The sequence below is a fragment of the Plantibacter sp. MDV22-iso1 genome, assembly GCF_058408345.1.
The window spans coordinates 1,642,050-1,659,488 of sequence record NZ_JBZVDY010000001.1 but is presented as its reverse complement, the minus strand read 5'-3'; the positions used below and the strand labels follow the sequence as shown (position 1 = coordinate 1,659,488).

At 70.4% G+C, this 17,439-nt stretch carries 14 protein-coding genes; 6 read left to right on the top strand and 8 right to left on the bottom strand.

What is annotated here, in order from left to right; translation table 11 throughout:
- The first annotated feature begins 8 nt into the window (after positions 1 to 8).
- Both AC4PMY_RS07970 and AC4PMY_RS07965 read left to right on the top strand, forming a co-directional pair.
- On the top strand, positions 9 to 1,085 hold the full coding sequence (locus tag AC4PMY_RS07970; protein WP_491622389.1) for a FecCD family ABC transporter permease: 1,077 nt from the start codon (positions 9 to 11) through the stop codon (positions 1,083 to 1,085).
- Positions 1,082 to 1,843, top strand: coding sequence for an ABC transporter ATP-binding protein (locus AC4PMY_RS07965; RefSeq protein WP_491622388.1), 762 nt, complete (start codon positions 1,082 to 1,084; stop codon positions 1,841 to 1,843). Before AC4PMY_RS07970 ends, AC4PMY_RS07965 begins: the two co-directional genes overlap by 4 nt.
- A 156-nt stretch (positions 1,844 to 1,999) precedes the next feature.
- Here AC4PMY_RS07965 and AC4PMY_RS07960 read toward each other — a convergent pair whose 3' ends face one another.
- The 3 genes from AC4PMY_RS07960 to AC4PMY_RS07950 form a co-directional block, all read right to left on the bottom strand.
- The gene (locus AC4PMY_RS07960; protein ID WP_491622387.1) at positions 2,000 to 2,575 is read right to left on the bottom strand and encodes a leucine-rich repeat domain-containing protein; all 576 of its coding nucleotides are present in this window, start codon (positions 2,573 to 2,575) and stop codon (positions 2,000 to 2,002) included.
- Between the two features lie 54 nt (positions 2,576 to 2,629).
- A complete protein-coding gene (locus tag AC4PMY_RS07955) occupies positions 2,630 to 3,070 on the bottom strand; it encodes an META domain-containing protein (protein WP_491622386.1) in 441 nt (146 codons plus the stop codon).
- Between the two features lie 104 nt (positions 3,071 to 3,174).
- A complete protein-coding gene (locus AC4PMY_RS07950; protein ID WP_491622385.1) occupies positions 3,175 to 4,092 on the bottom strand; it encodes a PhzF family phenazine biosynthesis protein in 918 nt (305 codons plus the stop codon).
- A gap of 157 nt (positions 4,093 to 4,249) precedes the next feature.
- Between AC4PMY_RS07950 and AC4PMY_RS07945 the strand changes: the two genes are divergently transcribed.
- Entirely contained in the window at positions 4,250 to 5,257 is a 1,008-nt protein-coding gene (locus AC4PMY_RS07945; protein ID WP_175116833.1) for a glycoside hydrolase family 26 protein, read from the top strand.
- Here AC4PMY_RS07945 and AC4PMY_RS07940 read toward each other — a convergent pair.
- The 5 genes from AC4PMY_RS07940 to AC4PMY_RS07920 form a co-directional block, all read right to left on the bottom strand.
- Positions 5,254 to 7,425: an alpha-galactosidase gene (locus AC4PMY_RS07940; protein ID WP_491622384.1), complete on the bottom strand. Its 2,172-nt coding sequence runs from the start codon at positions 7,423 to 7,425 to the stop codon at positions 5,254 to 5,256. The genes AC4PMY_RS07945 and AC4PMY_RS07940 overlap by 4 nt on opposite strands.
- A 26-nt stretch (positions 7,426 to 7,451) precedes the next feature.
- A complete protein-coding gene (locus tag AC4PMY_RS07935) occupies positions 7,452 to 9,431 on the bottom strand; it encodes a DUF2264 domain-containing protein (RefSeq protein ID WP_491622383.1) in 1,980 nt (659 codons plus the stop codon).
- A complete protein-coding gene (locus AC4PMY_RS07930) occupies positions 9,428 to 11,359 on the bottom strand; it encodes a heparinase II/III domain-containing protein (protein WP_491622382.1) in 1,932 nt (643 codons plus the stop codon). The genes AC4PMY_RS07935 and AC4PMY_RS07930 overlap by 4 nt, the downstream gene beginning before the upstream one ends.
- 62 nt (positions 11,360 to 11,421) lie before the next feature.
- A complete protein-coding gene (locus AC4PMY_RS07925; RefSeq protein WP_064295925.1) occupies positions 11,422 to 12,450 on the bottom strand; it encodes a hydroxyacid dehydrogenase in 1,029 nt (342 codons plus the stop codon).
- Between the two features lie 104 nt (positions 12,451 to 12,554).
- Positions 12,555 to 13,646 carry a substrate-binding domain-containing protein gene (locus AC4PMY_RS07920; protein WP_314137905.1) on the bottom strand — a complete coding sequence of 364 codons (1,092 nt, stop codon included), beginning with the start codon at positions 13,644 to 13,646 and terminating at the stop codon, positions 12,555 to 12,557.
- Positions 13,647 to 13,787: 141 nt separating this feature from the next.
- Between AC4PMY_RS07920 and AC4PMY_RS07915 the strand changes: the two genes are divergently transcribed.
- From AC4PMY_RS07915 to AC4PMY_RS07905, 3 genes are all read left to right on the top strand, one after another.
- Positions 13,788 to 14,783 carry an ABC transporter permease gene (locus tag AC4PMY_RS07915; protein WP_491622381.1) on the top strand — a complete coding sequence of 332 codons (996 nt, stop codon included), beginning with the start codon at positions 13,788 to 13,790 and terminating at the stop codon, positions 14,781 to 14,783.
- Positions 14,780 to 15,667: a carbohydrate ABC transporter permease gene (locus tag AC4PMY_RS07910; RefSeq protein WP_064295927.1), complete on the top strand. Its 888-nt coding sequence runs from the start codon at positions 14,780 to 14,782 to the stop codon at positions 15,665 to 15,667. The genes AC4PMY_RS07915 and AC4PMY_RS07910 overlap by 4 nt, the downstream gene beginning before the upstream one ends.
- Positions 15,668 to 15,750: 83 nt before the next feature.
- Positions 15,751 to 17,409 carry an extracellular solute-binding protein gene (locus AC4PMY_RS07905; RefSeq protein WP_491622380.1) on the top strand — a complete coding sequence of 553 codons (1,659 nt, stop codon included), beginning with the start codon at positions 15,751 to 15,753 and terminating at the stop codon, positions 17,407 to 17,409.
- The last annotated feature ends 30 nt before the right edge of the window (positions 17,410 to 17,439 follow it).

Below are 17,439 nucleotides of genomic sequence, written 5' to 3'. Positions count from 1 at the left end.
CGGAGACGGTGACGAGCACCGAACCGGTGACGAACGGCGACACGGCACGGCGACCCGCCTCACGCGCACGCCGCGCGACGATCACCGGCCTGCTCGTCCTCGCCGGCGTGGTCCTCCTCCTCGTCTCGGTCGGCGTGGCGATCACGCTCGGCCCAGCGGACATCCTGCTCGTGAACGTGCGGGACATCGTCGCGAACCACCTCGGTGTCACCGACATCCCGGTGAAGCTGTCGAAGGACGCGATCGTGTGGGAGGAGCGCCTGCCACGAGCCTTCGTCGCGGCAGCCTGCGGTGCTGGGCTCGGGCTCTGCGGCGTCATCATGCAGTCACTCCTCCGCAATCCGCTGGCCGACCCCTTCATCCTCGGCATCTCCTCCGGTGCGTCGACCGGCGCGGTCGCGATCGGGATCCTCGGACTCGGCGGTGCGTCGATCGGGCTCTCCGGTGGCGCGTTCATCGGCGCGCTCGTCGCCTTCGGACTCGTGCTCCTGCTCTCCCGTCTCTCCGGCGGCGGGACCGACCGGGTCGTGCTGGCGGGCGTCGCCAGCACGCAACTCTTCTCCGCACTGACCTCGCTGATCATCTTCGCGTTCGCCGACTCGGACGAGACGCGCGGCGTGATGTTCTGGCTGCTCGGCTCACTCGAGGGTGTGCGCTGGGACGACGTGGCGCTCTGCGCGATCGTCGTCGTCGCCGGTTCGACCCTGTGCCTCCGGTACGCCCATGCGCTCGACGCGTTCGCCTTCGGCGAGGACGTCGCGGCGTCGCTCGGCATCCACGTCGCGAGGACACGGGCGATCCTGCTCATCGCGACGGCGCTCATCACGGCGACGCTGGTGAGCGTCGCGGGGGCGATCGGCTTCGTCGGACTCGTGCTGCCCCACGCCGCCCGCCTGCTCGTCGGGCCCCGTCACGGGCGACTCATCCCGGCCACGGCGATCATCGGTGCGATCTTCATGGTCTGGGTGGATGCCGGCTCGCGCGTCGCGTTCTCACCGACGCCGCTGCCGGTCGGCGTCGGGACCGCGCTCGTCGGGGTACCGGTCTTCATCGCCCTGCTGGCCCGGAGACGGAGGCGCGGATGACCCTTCATGCAGAGAACGTCTCCTGGAACCGCGGCGGTGTGCTCGTCGTCGACGGCGTGACGCTGCACCCTGAACCGGGACAGACCGTCGGGCTCCTCGGACCGAACGGGTCGGGCAAGTCCTCGCTCCTGCGGATGCTCCACGGACTCGTGAAGCCGACCGCCGGACTCGTGACGCTCGACGGTGTCGACCTGGCGTCGGTCGGTCGACGGCGGATCGCGCGTTCGGTCGCGTCGGTGACGCAGCACGCCGACACCGACGTCGACATCACGGTGCGCGACATCGTGCGACTCGGACGCATCCCGCACCGCTCGGGACTCGGCGGTGACACCGCAGTCGACGAGACCGCCGTCGACCGCGCGCTCGCCCACGTCGGATTGGCCGATCAGGCCGGCCGCCTCTGGCACACCCTCTCCGGAGGCGAACGCCAGCGGGCACAGATCGCGCGGGCGCTCGCCCAGGAGCCGCGCGAGCTCCTCCTCGACGAACCGACCAACCACCTCGACATCCGACACCAGCTGGAGCTGCTGGATCTCGTCTGCGCGCTCCCGGTCACCACCGTCATCGCCATCCACGACCTCAACCTCGCCTCGATGTACTGCGACACTGTCGTCGTGCTGCGGGCCGGTCAGGTGGTCGCTGCCGGGGCACCGAGCGAGGTGCTGACCGCAGCGCTCATCGCGGACGTCTACGGCGTGGCGGCCGAGGTGACGCTGGACTCCCGCCGAGGGCACCCCGTCATCACGTTCACGCGATGATCCCGCCCGCTCTGGGCGCCGCCCGGCCCAAGCGCCCGTGAACCGACCCGGGGAATCCGCGCCTCCCCGTCGTCTCCGCATCGCGATGTTCTGGACCGCGGTCGTCCTCGCCGCGGCACCACTCGCTCGGGAACGTGCGTCTCCCGAAGGGGAGAGTTACTCGTCGAGGAGATGGATGTCCAGGTCACCACGGTGCGACAGTGCCCCGAGGCGCGCGGATGCCGACCGTGAGACCACCAGGGTCTGCAGCTCCGCCAGTGCCTCCAGTGGCCGGTAGTCCTCGATCGGGGCGCCGGCCACCCCGACGGTGACCAGGCCCGTGAGGGCACGGATCGGGTCGAGATCGGTGACGTTCGACCCGTTCAACCACAGCTTCTGCAGGCGGCGGAGCGGTCGGAGTGGCTCGATGTCGACGACCGGCGTATCGCCGAGCTCGAGCACCGTGAGTGACTGCAGCCCCGACAGCGGGCGGAGATCGGCCACGCGCGTCTCGCTCAGCCACAGCTCCTCCAGGTCTCGAAGGCCTGCGAGCGGACGGAGATCGACGACATCCGTGCCTTCCAGCCCGAGTCGTCGGAGTCCGTGGAAGCGCTCGATGCCATCCAGCACCGTCACCTCATCGACGACGATCTCGCTCAAGCCCTCCGAGCCCGCGCCGTGCGGCAACCCGCGCAGATGCGCCCGCACGGCAGCCCGCAGCCCCGCGTCCCGCAACGATTCGACCTCATCCACCCGATGATCCTCTCGCACCCACCGGCGAACACCCGGCAAGCCCGGAAGGCCGGTTCACTCCGAGCGCTCGAGCGTACCGATCTCCGTGCCGCTCCCGTCGAGGACGACGAGTTCCGTGTCTGTCCAGGTGCCGGATGCTCCGCCCGACAACCAGGTGTCGACTCCCTCGCAGGCCATCCGCGTGGACACCAGCGGCGCGAACTCGACCGTGTCGCCGTCGGCCGTCCACGAGCCCATGAGTCGATTGCACCCGTCGGTCCCCGTCACCGTGCCGTCCTCAGCGAACACCAGCGACGGGGTGTTCTGTGCGTCCGCGTCTCCCCAGACACCGACGACACCGACCGCGTCGCCGGACTCGCCGGACGCAGTGGTCGAGGGGTCGGCGCCGCTTTCGGCCCCGGAGGCGCATCCCGCGAGGGCGATCGCGAGCACTGCTGCACCGATGACGCCGAGGCCCGCGGTGCGCCCCCGCTTCGATCCGCCACCTGTGAACATGTCCATCCCCTCCGGAGGCCGCCCGGTCGCGACTGGCTCGATGCTAGCGCGAGTCCGAGCCACGGTTCATCGGTCCCACGGCTCATCGGTCGAGGGCCCGCGACTCAATGAGCTGCGATCGCCTGCGCCGCCCCCGTCACGGTGATGCCGCCGGTGGTGGGGACGTCGACCGTCAGCAGACTGGGTGCGCCGACGTGATGGCCCTGCCGGATGACGACCTGCGCAGGCGGGGTGACCAGGCCGAGTGCGCGCAGATAACCGCCGAGTGAGGCCGCGGCGGAGCCGGTCGCCGGGTCCTCGGTGATGTCTCCGACGGGGAAGAGGTTGCGGGCTTCGACGAGCAGGCGCCCGGCGTCGTCGAGATCGTGGCAGTGCACCACGGTCACCGTTCCGGCCCAGCCCTGCTCGTCCATCAGTCGGCGCAGCGCGGCCGGATCGAAGCTGAAGGCGTCGAAGGCGTCCTGGTCGCGGACGGCGACGACCGGGTGCCGGTTGCCGGCGAACGACTCACGCAGCGGCCACCGCTCGTCGAGGTCTGAACGCTCGAGCCCGAGCAGGGACAACAGGCGATCGCCGACCTCCTCGTCGAGCCCGTCGACGGAGGGCTCGACGCTCGTGAACGACGCGGTGATCGTGCCGGTGCCGCCGGTTATGTCGGTCGTGGCGGCGTCTGCGTCGGAGGCCGTCTCGACGACGAGCGGCCCGACGTTCGTCTCCAGGGTGAACCGCCCGACGCCACGCCGTTCCGCGAGGGCGACCGCGGTCGCGATGGTCGCGTGACCGCAGAACGGCACCTCGGCACCGGGGGAGAAGTAGCGCATCCGCACGTGCCGGTCGTCACCGTCGACCCAGGGCTCGACGACGAAGGCGGTCTCCGGGTACGCGACCTCGGTGGCGATCGCCTGCATCTCGGCCTCGGTGAGCGTCGAGGCGTCGAGCACGACCCCCGCGGGATTGCCGCCGCCGGCCTCGGCGGCGAAGGCCGTGAGGCGGAGGATCTCGGGCGGTCCGGCGTTCGACATCCGTCGATGCTACCGCTCCTCGCCAGGCCCCGCCCGGAGCCGCCGCCATCGCGATGAGTTTAAGCAGTAATTTATGAAAGTCCTTGACGGCACCCCGTCTCGACCGCGATCCTGGGGTCGCCGCCCTCCGACGACGCAGGGCGGAAAGGAGATGGACATGACATCGCACACCCGGAGGACGCGCATCGCACTGGGCGCCGCGCTCGTCCTCGGCCTCGTCGGCTCCGCCGTCGCGCAACCGGTGGACGCCGAGGCGTTCCCCGCGAAGAACAAGGCCACGGTGATCCAGTACCTCAAGACGATCGCCGGGACGAACATCGTGTCGGGCCAGCACAATAAGGAACCGGCGAGCCTGCCGGGTCAGTACACCCAGCAGGTGAAGGACGTCACCGGGCAGTATCCCGGGCTCTGGGGCGGTGACCTCATGTTCCGCGGGCAGGACGCCGCGAACCGACAGCGGGTGATCGACCAGGCGAAGACGGAGTGGGCGAACGGCTCGCTCGTCGCCCTCACCTGGCACGCCTGCTCACCGACCGGACCCTCCACCTGCGAGTTCGACGGCGGGGTGAAGACCCAGATCTCGAACGCCCAGTTCACGCAGATCGTGACGGGAGGCACCGCGCTCAACACGACCTGGCGGCAGCGGATGGCCGAGGTGGTGCCGTACCTGCGGCAGCTCAAGGACGCCGGGATCCCCGTCCTGTTCCGTCCGTTCCACGAGATGAACGAGACCTGGAACTGGTGGGGTGGCCGCTCAGGCGCGAACGGTGGCGCGAAGATCTTCCAGCAGATGCGCGACTACTTCGACGCCCAGGGCCTCGACAACCTCATCTGGGTCTGGAACGTCCAGGACAACCCGCAGGGCGGGTGGTCGGGCTACTACCCCGGGAACTCCTACGTCGACGTCGTCTCGCTCGACGTCTGGTACAAGAACTACCCGAGCACCGCCGACTACCAGCAGCTGCAGTCGATCGCCGGGACGAAGCCGATCGCCATCGCGGAGATGGGCAAGGTGCCCGACGCGAACCTGTTGCAGTCCCAGACACGCTGGTCATACTTCATGATCTGGTCCGAGCAGCTGCGCGGCAACAACTCGAACACCGAGATCCAGAACACCTACTTCCACCCGAGGGTGCTCAACCAGGGTGAGGTGGTGCTGCCCTAGTCGTCGACCGCGGCGACCTCGACGATCCACGCCCGTTCGGGCGGGGTCGCCGGGGTCTGCAGGCCGGCGTGGCGGAGGGTCGCCCCGGACATCACCACGCCGGTCCAACCGGCGTGCGGACCGTCCACCCCGTCCGGTTCACCGAACCAGGCGGGGACGGTGCGCCCTCCCGAGGGCTCGCCGATGCGCAGCGGCCGGACCCGGTAGCGACGCTCCGGGTCCAGGCCGCGGAGCGTGAACCGCCCGATCCTCGCGACGTCGGAACGCCCGAGGAATGCGAGGGAGAACAACGCCTCCGACCGGTCCGCGGCCACCACCCCCGTGATCTGGAGCGCGTCGTCGACCACGTCCTCACGGACGAGCCGCCCCGTGTGCAGCAGGGCCCTGGTCGAGCGGTAGAGCGCGAACCAGTCGGCCAACTCCGCGAGGTCCGCCGGGGACGCCTGCCGCAGGTCCCACTCGACCCCGAGATGGCCGAAGAGCGCGGTCGCCGCACGGAAGGACAGCTCGTGCGAGCGGCCCGTGGTGTGCGAGCGCCCGGAGGCGATGTGGGCGCCGAGCCGCTCCAGGGGGACCAGCTGGGCGGTCCAGCGGTTGATCTGCTGCCGCTCGAGCGGGTCGCTGCAGTCCGAGGCCCACACGCGGTGCGTGCGCTCGAGGACGCCGAGGTCGACGCGTGAGCCGCCGGAGGAGCAGGACTCGATCTCCAGCTCCGGGAACCGACGCGTGAGTTCGTCCATCAACCGGTACACGGCCGCCGTCTGACGATGCACGCCGGCCCGACCGTCGGGTGCCGACCCGGCGTCGACGAGGTCGCGGTTCTGATCCCACTTGATGTACGCGATGTCGACCTCGGTCAGGATCGCGGTCATCCGTTCCAGGACGGCGGCGAAGGCCTCTGGTCGGCCGAGATCGAGGACCTGCTGGTTCCTGGCGGGGATCGGCAATCGTCCGCCCGTCTGCATGATCCAGTCCGGGTGCTCCCGGGCCAGATCGGAGTCGAGGTTCACCATCTCCGGCTCGAACCACAGACCGAACTCCATCCCCAGGCTCCGGACCCGGTCGGCGAGCGGCTGCAGCCCGTCAGGCCACACCTCCTCGTCGACGAACCAGTCGCCGAGCCCCGCGCGGTCGTGTCGTCGCCCACGGAACCAGCCGTCGTCGAGGACGAACCGCTCGATCCCGAGCGAGGACGCGACCTCGGCCAACTGCATCAGAGCCTCGGCGTCGTGATCGAAGTACACCGCCTCCCACACGTTGAGCGTGAGCGGTCGGTCCCGTGCCGGATGGCCGGGTTGCGCGCGCAGGTGCTCGTGGAACAGCGCGGCCTGGGCGTCGAGCCCGTCCCCGTGGGCGCCGTACACCCAGGGGCTCGTGTAGGCCTCGCCGGGGCCGAGGCGGACCTCGTCCGGCAGGAGCAGCTCGCCACCGCCGATCACCTGGTCGCCGGTCGAGAGCCGTTCCGCGAGGTGTCGCTGGTTGCCGCTCCACCCCACGTGGACGCCCCAGACCTCGCCCGTGGCGAAGCCGAACCCGGGGACGCCCACGTTCAGGACGAGCGGCGCGTCCGGCCCGGTCCGCCCGCGGCGGTCCTCGCGCACCCAGGCGCCGACCCGGAGCGGCGAGCGCTGCGGCGTCCGCTCCTTGCCCCACCGGCCGGCGAGGTCGAGGACCTCCCGGGCGCGAGCCGGGATCGGGAGCGCGAGATGCAGGTCGTCGAGCCGGTAGACGCCGTCGGCGACGTTGCGGAGCGTCGCGCGGACACGCAGGAGACCGGCCTCGCTCAGCTCGAACTCGATCCGGATCGCCAGGCCCGCCTCGGCGTCCTCGCCGTCGACGGTCACCGTGCGCGGGGTCACCTGCGCCGGCTCCATCGTGAACAGCGGCGACCAGTCGCGTCCGTCCCGGCTGCCGGTGATGCCCGGCCGACCGAGCCAGGCCTCGCTCTGTTCCGGAAGCACCGCGAGGCGGGTCGGTCGATCGGGTGCGTTCTCCGTGACGAACCGCTCCGCACCGCGCACGACATCGGCGAGCTCCCGATCGTCGAGCGGACCGAGGTCGGCTCCCCAGTGCGCGATCGACGGCAGGCGACCGTCGCGCAGGTCGATAACGACGCTCACGGCGCGCGATCGCAGGTGGACGACGGGCTGTCGGGTGTCGGTGGACATGGGGTCCTTTCGGATGGGTGCGGTGGTCAGTCCGCGGACGGGCGTGCGAGCTGGCCGTCCCAGGGGACGAAGGTGGCGAGGTCGACGTCGTGCACGGTTCCGTCGGTCCACCGTGCGACCAGCCGGGTCCCGGTCACGTCCACCGCGACCGGGAGGTCGGGTGTCTCGCCGTCGTCGAAGCGGAGGGTGTGGAGTGCGGCCAGGACGGTGTGCCCCGGAGTGCTGGCGGCGCACAGCGCCGGGACCGCCGAGTGGGGACCGAACGCGTTGGCGTCGCGGTAGGCGACGGCCTCCGCGCGGTCCCAGCCGTGCAGCCCGACGATGGTCGCTGCGAGCCCGTCGCGACCGACCACCGTGGCCCGCGGCGCGGCCCCGGCGGGATCGACCACGGTGCGCAGTACCGCGTCGTCGGCGACGGCCGCACCGCCCTCGCGGACGGCCCACGCGCGAGTCGACTCGACGAGGTGCGCGCGGAGCTCCTGATCGCCGTGGACGATGCTGACCGTGGTGACGGCGCAGCCCGGCCACACTCGGCCGTCGAGCTGTGGGAGGTGCACCGAGCCGGAGACCTCGCCGACGGTCCGCATCCCGCGGATCGCGGCGCGGCGACTCGCCCGCCCGTCCTCATCGAGCAGCGCGAGATGGCCGTCGACGTTCTCGTCCCACGCCGCGCCCGTCCCCGGGGCGGTGTGCGAGGAGTACCCGAACTTGGCGTAGTGCGGATCGTCCGCGTCGGCGCGAGCGGGCTCGACGGGGATCTCGCAGTGGTCGCTGCCGTGGTTGGCGAGCGTCACGACACCGTCCCGCTGCGAGCGCAGGATCCACCCGACCGCCGGCAGCACGGTGGTCTCCGGCGGCCCGTCGGTCGGCTGCGGGTGTTCCGGAGCGGTCCACACCGGGTCGTCGCGGTCGATGGCGAGCCCGAGGAACCCGATGCCCGCGAGGTACGGCGAACCGAAGCCGCTGTAGCTCTGCGCGGTGGGCTCCCACGGCCCGTACCAACCGAGACTCAGCGGGCCGTCGACACCGACGCCGTGCCGGACGAACCCCGAGACCACCCCGGAGGCCAGGCGACGCGTCGCGCCGGGGCTCAACGGGTTTACCCCCGAGAGCTCGGCGCACCAGAGCGCGGCGAGGGCGGCCGTCCGATAGCTCAGCGAGCGACCGACGTGCACCATCGACCCGTCGGGTGCGACCATGCGCGCGAAGGAGCCGGTGAAGTCGTGCAGCCGTTCCAGATGCCGTGAGCCGTCGGCCGTGCCCGTGCGGTCGGTCATGCGGTACCAGGCCCAGAGGTAGGGGTGGATCGCCCACGCGTTGTAGTAGTCGATCGCGTGTTCCGGACCGTCGGTGTACCAGCCCTGCTCCAGGTGCCACGACTCCACGCGGGCGACGTTCCTCGTGCCGTTCAGCCCGGTGACGTCCTCGTCGACCGAGCGGAGAAACGCCTCCGCCATCGCCGGGAAGAGCTGCCAGTTGTTGTGCCAGACCTCGAGGCGCGCATGGTGGCGCAGCCAGTCGGCGATCTGCACCTGCTCCTTCCGGGTGAGCCCCGCCCACAGTCGGTCTCGACTGACGTACAGGCCGAACGCGATGTTCGCCGCCTCCACGATCGAGTTGGTGACGCCCGTGCCAGGAGCCCGACACGTCACGCCCAGCGGCCAGGACTCCGGACCGTCCGGGGCCGTACCGGCGAGGAGTGCCCGGCTGTACCAGGCGACGAGGTCCTCGACCCCGTCACCATCGCCGTCTCCGCCGCCGGCGATCCGTGGTGCGGCGAGGAGGAAGGAGCGACCGACCGCCTCCATGCCCTCGCGGGCGACACCGTCGCGGGTGACCCGACCTGGCAGCCGAGGAATGCCGCCGAGCGGGCTCTCGAACCGGCGGACCTCCGCCAGCCACCGGTCGGCCGCGGCCTCCCAGTGCGCCCGCGTCCACCCGGTGAAGGGTGCGGCGACGGGGTCCGCGGCCGGTAGACGGAACGGCGGGAGCGGGTCGGGCGTCATCGTGGGGCCTCCATCGGTGCTCCCGGTTCCGGGTACTGTTGCGCGCGGCGCACCCGCAGCGTGTGTGACCCGCTCGTCGCGGTGGCGCGCTGCACGAGCCGGATGCGGAAGATGGCCGACCCCCAGACCTCGTGGAGCTTCGGGTCGTCGATGTCGATCCGGTTCACCGCCACCTCGAACGCGGGGTCGGTGTCCAGGCGGGCGTCGCCGACCAGGATCCCACCGCCCGCGACGACCGGCTCGACGGCGGTGAGGAAGGTGAGCGTCATCCGCATCGGTTCCGAGAACGCCCAGTCGTCCTCGATCAGGACGGTGCCGGCCGAGCGGTCGAGCGACACCGTGCGGTCGAGCGCCGTCAGCCGAGCCTCGGCCGGATACGCGCCCAGGAGCGACATGGCGAGGACCGCGCGTCCGTCACCGTCGGAGAACCGCGTCCCACTCGCCGCGAACCCCCGGCCATACGGCTGTTCGACACCTGCGGGGAGCGGCACGTTGTGGAACGCACTCCGCATGGTCCAGATGCCGTAGCGGGTGTCGGGCATGAAGGTGTCGCGGTGGTACACGCCCACGCCGACGTCGATGAGGACGGGTGCGCCGTCCAACGAGACGATCACGCCGCCGGCGTCGTTGTGGTTGTGACTGACGTCGTTGTGACCGCCCTTCGCGGCGACCGCCCAGCCGTCCACGCGACCGGCGTGCTCGCGGAACACCGCGACCTCCGTGCCCGGCGCGTACCAGGACGCCGGCATCCCGGGCACCGCGTCACCCGAGGTCGTCCACGCCGAATCGAGCAGCTCCGCGAGTGTGCGGCGGAACAACGGGGCCAACTGCGCCGAGAAGCCGAGCGGATGCGAGCGCCCCATCCAGCGGGCATGGGCCGCCACCTCGTCGTCGCCCACGCGCTCGCCGAAGCGGGCGAGCAGGTTCCATGTGGCGTTCGTCGGCAGGCTCGCGGACCCGTCCGAGAAGTTGACCTGTGACTCGCCGGAGAGCTGCATCACCATCGGGAAACGGGCCATCGCGGCCACCGGCGCGACCGCGAACCCGTCGAACGCGCCCTCGGTGACCTCGCCGAGGAGGTCGAGTGCCTCGAACAGCGTCGCCCCCGCCCACCACCAGTAGGTCGCCCCCTCGTCGCAGCTGCCGTCATCGGCGTAGCCCGCTCGGAACCGGTCCAGGATGACGAGTGCGCGGTCGATCGACGACGCCAGCTCGTCCGGGTCCGTCTCGACCACCGCCGAGCACACGAGGACGTTCGAGACGATCCACGGCGCCCAGTTGTTCGGCGGGCCGTCGAGCCCGTGCCAGAAGTCCACCTCGTTCCGCCACGGGTCCAGCACGCGACGCCGGATCTCCGCGTGCACCCGCGAGCGCAGCCCGGGGAAGGCCAGCTCCAAGCGGTCACCCGCGATCGTGTCCACCGCGGCGAGCATGCCGCCCACGTAGGCGTCGGACAGGTCGAGGATGTCGCGGCCAGGGAGCGGAAGGAACGGGCGCTCGCCGGACTCCGGCAGGGCGTAGTGGGAGGGCAGACACCACGCGGTCAGCTCGCAGAGCCGCCAGACGCGATCGCCGAGCTCGCGGACCCAGGCCTCGTCGTCGGTCACGCCGAGGGCGAGCGCGGACGAGGCGACCGCACCGAGGAGCGCCTGCTGCGCCGTTTCGTAGGGGGTCCGGTCGCCGTCGGAGCTGTACCGCGCCCAGAGGGACAGCGTGGGCGGGTTGCGGTCGGCCTCGACGCACCAGTGCCGCGCCGCGGCGAGCAACGCCGTCCGGTCCCGCTCCGAGACCCGGCCCCAGGCGGTGCGGTCTCCGACCGGCGGTCCTGCGCGCCAGCTCCCGACGCGCAGGGCTCGGCGCGCCCGCGGCGTGAACTGCTCGGCGAAGCTCGTGGTGGTCGGCGCGCTGGTGGCTGCTGGGAGGGGCATGGTCTGGCCTCTGCTGCGGTTCGGTGGTCTGCGGTTCAGTGGTGTGCGGTTCGGCGGCCCGCTCACGCCTGGAGCGCGAGCGCGGCGATGGTGATCGGTCGTCGGAAGGCGCCGGTCCTGACGAGGTGCAGGACCTCGTCCACGGTGTTGGTGGCGAGCCGGCCGAGTTCGTTCCCGGCCGAGCCGGCGATGTGGGGCGTGATGACCGTGTTCGGCGTCGACCACAGCCGTGAGGTCGACGGCAGGATCTCGGGGGAGGTCACGTCGAGGATCGCGACGAGGTCGCCGCATTCGAGACGATCGGCGAGGGCCTCGTGGTCGACGAGGTCGCCACGGGCGGTGTTGATGACGGTGGTGCCGGGACGCATCAGCCGGAGGAGTCCGCGGTCGACGAGGTGCCGAGTCGAGGGCAGGGCCGGCGCGTGGAGGGTGACGATGTCACTGCCTGCGGCCAGCTCCTCGAGGGGCACGCAGGGTACGCCGATGGCGAGCCGCTGCTCGTGGTCGAGCGTCGGGTCGGCGACGAGCACCCGTACGTCGAGGGAGGCGAGCCGTTCGATGACGAGCCGACCGATGCGCGAGGCCCCCACGACCCCCACGGTGATGCCGTGGCTGCCGACGGTCGGCCAGGCCCGCTCGGCGTCGACAGGGGCGTTCGAGGACCGCAGCGTCTCCGCCGCCCAGAACGTCCGCTTGGCGGCGAGCACGATCATCGCGACGGTGAACTCGGCGACCGGTACCGCGTTGGCCGCTGCGCTCGACGTCAGCGACACGTGACGGTCGAGCAGGGCGTCCGTGACGATGCCGCGGACGCTGCCGGCCGAGTGGGCCACCGCGCGCAGGGACGGGAGCATCCGCAGGAGCGGCTCGTCCAGCGCCGGGGACCCCCAGCCGGTCACGAGCACCTCGGCTTCGGCCAACAGCGCGCGGTCGTCGACGCGCTCCGGACGGAGGGGGCGGTCGGACAGGAGATGGAGGCGCGACTCGGACCGCAGGCGTGCGAGGTCGAGCTCGGAGAACACCCGCTCGAAGGTGCCCTCCGGCATGAGGAAGCCGACCGTGCCTCGGAGGGCGCTCTCGCTCTGCAGCATCGTCGCCTCCTGGTCGTCTCGACAGCAGGCTCAATCCCAGTGCGCGACGCCGGAGCCTGTCAAGCACTCGCGTTCAAACGAACAGCAAACGAACACCCCGTGCCTCACCGAGGCGGTGCCGTCGACTCGCGGAGGCTGAGGCTCGGACGCAGGCTCGTGTGGCGCGCGGCGAACCCCGTCTGGGCTGCGGCCGAGATGCGTTCGAAGCACATCGTGGCCGCGAACCTGCCGATGTCGCGTTTGGGCGGCGCGACGGCCGTGAGCGGCACCCTGGCCAGGCCGGCGACCTCGTCGTCGTAGGCGACGATCGACAGGTCTCCGGGGATGGACAGGCCGAGGTCGAGCGCGGCATCCGCGAACTCGACGGCGTAGTGGTCCGAGTGCAGGAACACCGCCGTCGTCCCGGACGCCACGCACGCCTCCAGGTATCGCCGCGTCTGCTCGCCGACGCCCTGCTGGTCGTCGATGATGGCCGTGCTGGCGTCCTCGCGCAGTCCGAGCTGGCGCACGGCCCGCTCGAAGCCGAGACGCAGCGAGGGCGTCGTGGGGGTGTCGAAGGCGGCCATCCCGATGCGTTCGTGGCCGAGTCCGGCCAGGTGACGCAGGGCCATGACCGCCCCGGCGGCGTGGTCGGTGCGCACGAACTCCAGGCCGTCGCCGATCGCGGACTCTGCGACGGAGCGCTCGACGAGGACGACCGGCACCGGCGACCGCTCCAGCAGCTCGAGCGTCGGGTGGGCGTCGAGGATCGACGTCGTCACGAGCAGGCCGTCCACCCCGCCGACGAGGAGGCGCTCGATCTGATCACGCTCGCGGTCGGGGTCGTAGCGGGAGACGCCGAGGACGATCCGTCCACCGAGCGACTGGGCGCGCTCGACCGCACCGGCGACGATCGTCGGGAAGTAGTAGCTCGGGTCTGGGACGACGAACCCGAAGGTGAACAGGGTGTCGGCCGCCCCTGGAGCCGGGGCCGGCCGGGCACCGGGCCGGTGGGGCATCCCGGTCGTCGGCTGCGTGTCGACGGACACCGCGCCACCGTGCACGCGGCGGAGCCGACCCTGTTCACCGAGCTCGCGGAGGTCGCGCCGGACGGTCATCGTCGAGATGCCCATCCGTTCGGCGAAGTCCGCTGCCGAGAGACTGCCGTGGATGCGCAGCTCGGCGAGGATGCGCTCGTGTCGTTGCGACAGCTCCATGATGAACTCCGATGTTCGATTCCTGTTCGGATGATTGAATGATGTTGACTTTACACAGCGGCCCCGCGAATGATGTCCAACGTTCGAGAGAACGGCGCGGAGGCCCGAGACCTGGCATCCGCCGTGAGCAAGGGAGCTGCTGTGAGCGCGACGACGACCGATCGGCCGGAGACCATCCGACCACCGATCGCCCCCGCCGGGTCCGATGATCGGCCGAAGAGACGCCGCGTGCCGTTCCGGATGCAGTTCCGTCGCGATGCACCGTTGCTCGTCATGGTGACCCCGGCGGTCGTGCTGCTGTTGCTGTTCGTGTACATCCCGCTGCTCGGGAACGTCATCGCGTTCATGGACTACCAGCCGTACATCCCGATCCCGGACAGCCCGTGGGTGGGCTTCGCCAACTTCACGGCGCTGTTCACCGACCAGGCGTTCTGGAACGCGGTCTCCAACACCCTCCAGATCACCTTCATCCAACTGGTGCTGTTCTTCCCCGTGCCGATCGCGCTGGCCATCTTCATCCACTCGCTGACCTGGCCCTGGCTCCGCTCCATCGTGCAGTCGGTGCTGTACCTGCCGCACTTCCTGTCCTGGGTCATCGTCGTCGGCTTCTTCCAGCAGAGCCTCGGCTCCGGTGGTGTCCTCAACACCTGGCTCCGGCAGCTGGACCTCGGCACCGTCTCGGTGATGTCGGATCCGGCGACGTTCAAGCTGCTGCTCTCCTCACAGGTGATCTGGAAGGATGCGGGCTGGGGCACGATCATCTTCCTCGCGGCACTCGCGGCGATCGACGACTCCCTCTACGAGGCCGCCGCCATCGACGGCGCGGGCGCCTGGAGCCGGTTCTGGCACATCACCTTGCCCGGCATCCGACCCATCATCGTGCTCCTGCTCATCCTGCGACTGGGCGAGGCGCTGTCCGTCGGGTTCGAGCAGATCATCCTGCAACGGAACGCCGTCGGGCCGGGGGCCGCCGAAGTGCTCGACACCTACGTCTACTACCACGGCGTCATCGACGGCAACTGGAGCACCGGCATCGCCGCCGGTCTCATCAAGGGCCTCGTCGGTCTCATCCTCATCCTCGTCGCCAACAAAGCGGCGCACATGCTCGGCGAGCAAGGAGTGTATTCCAAATCATGAGCACCATCGTCCGACCGATCTGGGCGGGTAAGCCGAAGCCCGTCGTCCTCGCGCTCAAGGCACTCGCGATCGTCGTGATCCTCGCCGTCATCCTCTTCCCGTTCCTCATCGTGGTCTCGACCAGCGTCTCGACCGCCGAGGACGTCACGGCCGCCGGCGGCTACGTCGTGTGGCCCAAGTCGTTCACCCTCGACGCCTACCAGCAGATCCTCGCCGGCGGGGTGGTGACCAGGGCGATCCTGGTGACGCTGTTCGTCACCGTCGTCGGCACGCTCATCAGCCTGGTCTGCACGGTCTCGGCGGCGTGGGCCCTCAGCCGACGGTCGTTCTTCCAGCGCCCGGTGCTCATGATCGTGCTCGCCACCTTCCTCTTCACGCCGGGCCTCATCCCGCTGTACCTGATGGTCAAGCAGCTCGGACTGCTCGACAACGTCTGGGCGCTCATCCTCCCCGGGGCGTTCAGCGTCTTCAACATGGTGGTCGTCCGCGGCTTCATGATGGGCATCCCGCAGGAGCTCATCGACAGCGCGAAGATCGACGGTGCGGGGGAGTTCCGCATCCTCGGCACGATCGTCCTCCCGCTGTCCCGCGCGGTGATCGCCGTCGTCGCCCTCTTCTACGCGGTCGGGTACTGGAACGCGTTCTTCAACGCCCTCCTCTACATCAACGACACCTCGAAGTGGACGCTGCAGCTCGTCCTCCGGACGTACGTGCTGCAGGGCTCCTCGCTCGTCGGCGGCGCCTCGGACGCCTCCGTGCTGCCGCCCGCCGAGTCCCTGCAGATGGCCGTGGTGCTCATCGCCATCGTCCCGATCCTGATCGCCTACCCGCTCGTGCAACGCCACCTCACGAAGGGCGTGCTGACCGGCGCCGTCAAGGGCTGACCGATCCGCACCCACCGACCCGGCATCGTCGCCGGGATCCGACCCGCGCCCCAGGCGCTCGCCTCACCTCGAAGGAGACCACGATGAACGACACCACCCCAGGCCTGTCCCGCCGCACCTTCCTCACCGCGGCCGGCGTCGGCCTCGCGGTCCTCGGCCTCGGGTCCGCGCTCACCGGCTGCACCCCCGGTGGTGCGACCTCGGGAGCCGCCGGATCCGGAGCCCTCGTCCCGCTACCCACCTACGTGCCGATCACGAAGGGACCGACCCCCGATCTCGCCGGCTCGGCGACGGTCCAGCCGGTGTACTACTCCGCGCCGAAGGAGTCGGAGCTGTTCACCTCGGTGTCGGGGAAGACGGCGATCAGCGGCACGGTGTCGGGCTTCGTCATCTCGTACAGCCCGCCGGCGCCGGCCTCGAACAGCTACCTCCAGGCGGCCGAGAAGCAACTCGGGTGCGAACTCGACCTCCAGGTGGTCCCCGCCGACTCCTTCGCACCCAAGTTCGCCACGGTCATGGCCGGTGGAAGCGTGCCGGACCTCGTCGAGTTCCTCGCGTTCCAGCTGCCGCCGTCCTACCCGCAGCTGCTCAAAGCGCAGTTCGCCGACCTCTCCGACCACCTCTCGGGCGACAACGTGAAGACGTACCCGAACCTCGCGAACCTGCCCACGCCGTCGTGGGAGGGATGCCGGATCAACGGCCGGATCTACGGTGTCCCGGTGAACCGGCCACCCTTCGGCAACATGCTCATCTCGCGTCCGGACGTCATCAAGGACCTCACCGGGGCGGAGCCCGCCCCCAAGACGAAGGACGACTTCACCGAGCTGTGCAAGGCGGTCACCGACGCCAAGCGCAACCGCTACGCGATCAGCGGGCAGAGCAACGGCGACAGCGTCGACTGGGGGTACGACTTCATCGGTGCGATGTTCGGGGTCCCGAACGGGTGGGAGCTGAAGGGGTCGAAGCTCGTCCACAAGTGGGAGTCGGACCGGTGGCTCGAGACGCTCTCGTACATCAAGGAGCTGAAGGACGCCGGGTACTACCATCCGGACACCCCGAGCATCTCCGGCTCGCAGGCGAAGACCTACATGGCCAACGGCACCGTCCTCATGCACCAGGACGGCATCTCGGCCATCATCGACCCCGGTGCGCCGGAGGGCGTGGTCTACGACGCGATCCTGCCGTTCGCGGCGGACGGCGGCGACGGCATCGTCTACCAGGGCTCGTCGATGTTCTCGTTCACGGCGATCAAGCAGGCGGACGAGGCGCGGGTGAAGGAGCTGCTGACCCTGCTCAACCACCTCGCGGCCCCCTACGGCAGCACCGAAGGGTTCTTCCTGCAGTACGGCGTCGAGGGCGAGCACCACACCCGGGAGGCGGACGGTCGCGTCGTCCTCACCGAGGCGGGGTCGGCGCAGATCGGCCCGACCTCGCTCAACCGACTCGCGGCGGCACCGCAGATCCTCGCGACGGCCGTGCCGATGGAGGAGCGGCTGCGGCGCTCGCACGAGTGGCAGCAGAAAGCCGCTCCCATGCTCCAGAAGAGTCCGATCACCGGCCTCTACTCGGAGACCGCCGGCAAGACCGCATCGGCGACGAACAACCTGTCGTCGACGATGAACGAGTACATCCTGGGCCGTACGAGCTTCGACGCCGTGAAGTCGGGGATCGCCTCGTGGAAGCAGTCGACGAACGACAAGGTCCGGGCCGAGTACCAGGAGCAGCTCGAGAAGCTGTCCTGACGGCGGCCGGGCGGGTCGTCGAGACCCACC

What these genes read in the sequence shown, in the direction of transcription:
- AC4PMY_RS07925 (WP_064295925.1), bottom strand. Translation starts at nt 12,450, where the DNA reads ATGCTGCAGAGCGAGAGCGCCCTCCGAGGCACGGTCGGCTTCCTCATG.
- AC4PMY_RS07920 (WP_314137905.1), bottom strand. Translation starts at nt 13,646, where the DNA reads ATGGAGCTGTCGCAACGACACGAGCGCATCCTCGCCGAGCTGCGCATC.
- AC4PMY_RS07945 (WP_175116833.1), top strand. Translation starts at nt 4,250, where the DNA reads ATGACATCGCACACCCGGAGGACGCGCATCGCACTGGGCGCCGCGCTC.
- AC4PMY_RS07955 (WP_491622386.1), bottom strand. Translation starts at nt 3,070, where the DNA reads ATGTTCACAGGTGGCGGATCGAAGCGGGGGCGCACCGCGGGCCTCGGC.
- AC4PMY_RS07935 (WP_491622383.1), bottom strand. Translation starts at nt 9,431, where the DNA reads ATGACGCCCGACCCGCTCCCGCCGTTCCGTCTACCGGCCGCGGACCCC.
- AC4PMY_RS07905 (WP_491622380.1), top strand. Translation starts at nt 15,751, where the DNA reads ATGAACGACACCACCCCAGGCCTGTCCCGCCGCACCTTCCTCACCGCG.
- AC4PMY_RS07950 (WP_491622385.1), bottom strand. Translation starts at nt 4,092, where the DNA reads ATGTCGAACGCCGGACCGCCCGAGATCCTCCGCCTCACGGCCTTCGCC.
- AC4PMY_RS07940 (WP_491622384.1), bottom strand. Translation starts at nt 7,425, where the DNA reads ATGTCCACCGACACCCGACAGCCCGTCGTCCACCTGCGATCGCGCGCC.
- AC4PMY_RS07930 (WP_491622382.1), bottom strand. Translation starts at nt 11,359, where the DNA reads ATGCCCCTCCCAGCAGCCACCAGCGCGCCGACCACCACGAGCTTCGCC.
- AC4PMY_RS07910 (WP_064295927.1), top strand. Translation starts at nt 14,780, where the DNA reads ATGAGCACCATCGTCCGACCGATCTGGGCGGGTAAGCCGAAGCCCGTC.
- AC4PMY_RS07965 (WP_491622388.1), top strand. Translation starts at nt 1,082, where the DNA reads ATGACCCTTCATGCAGAGAACGTCTCCTGGAACCGCGGCGGTGTGCTC.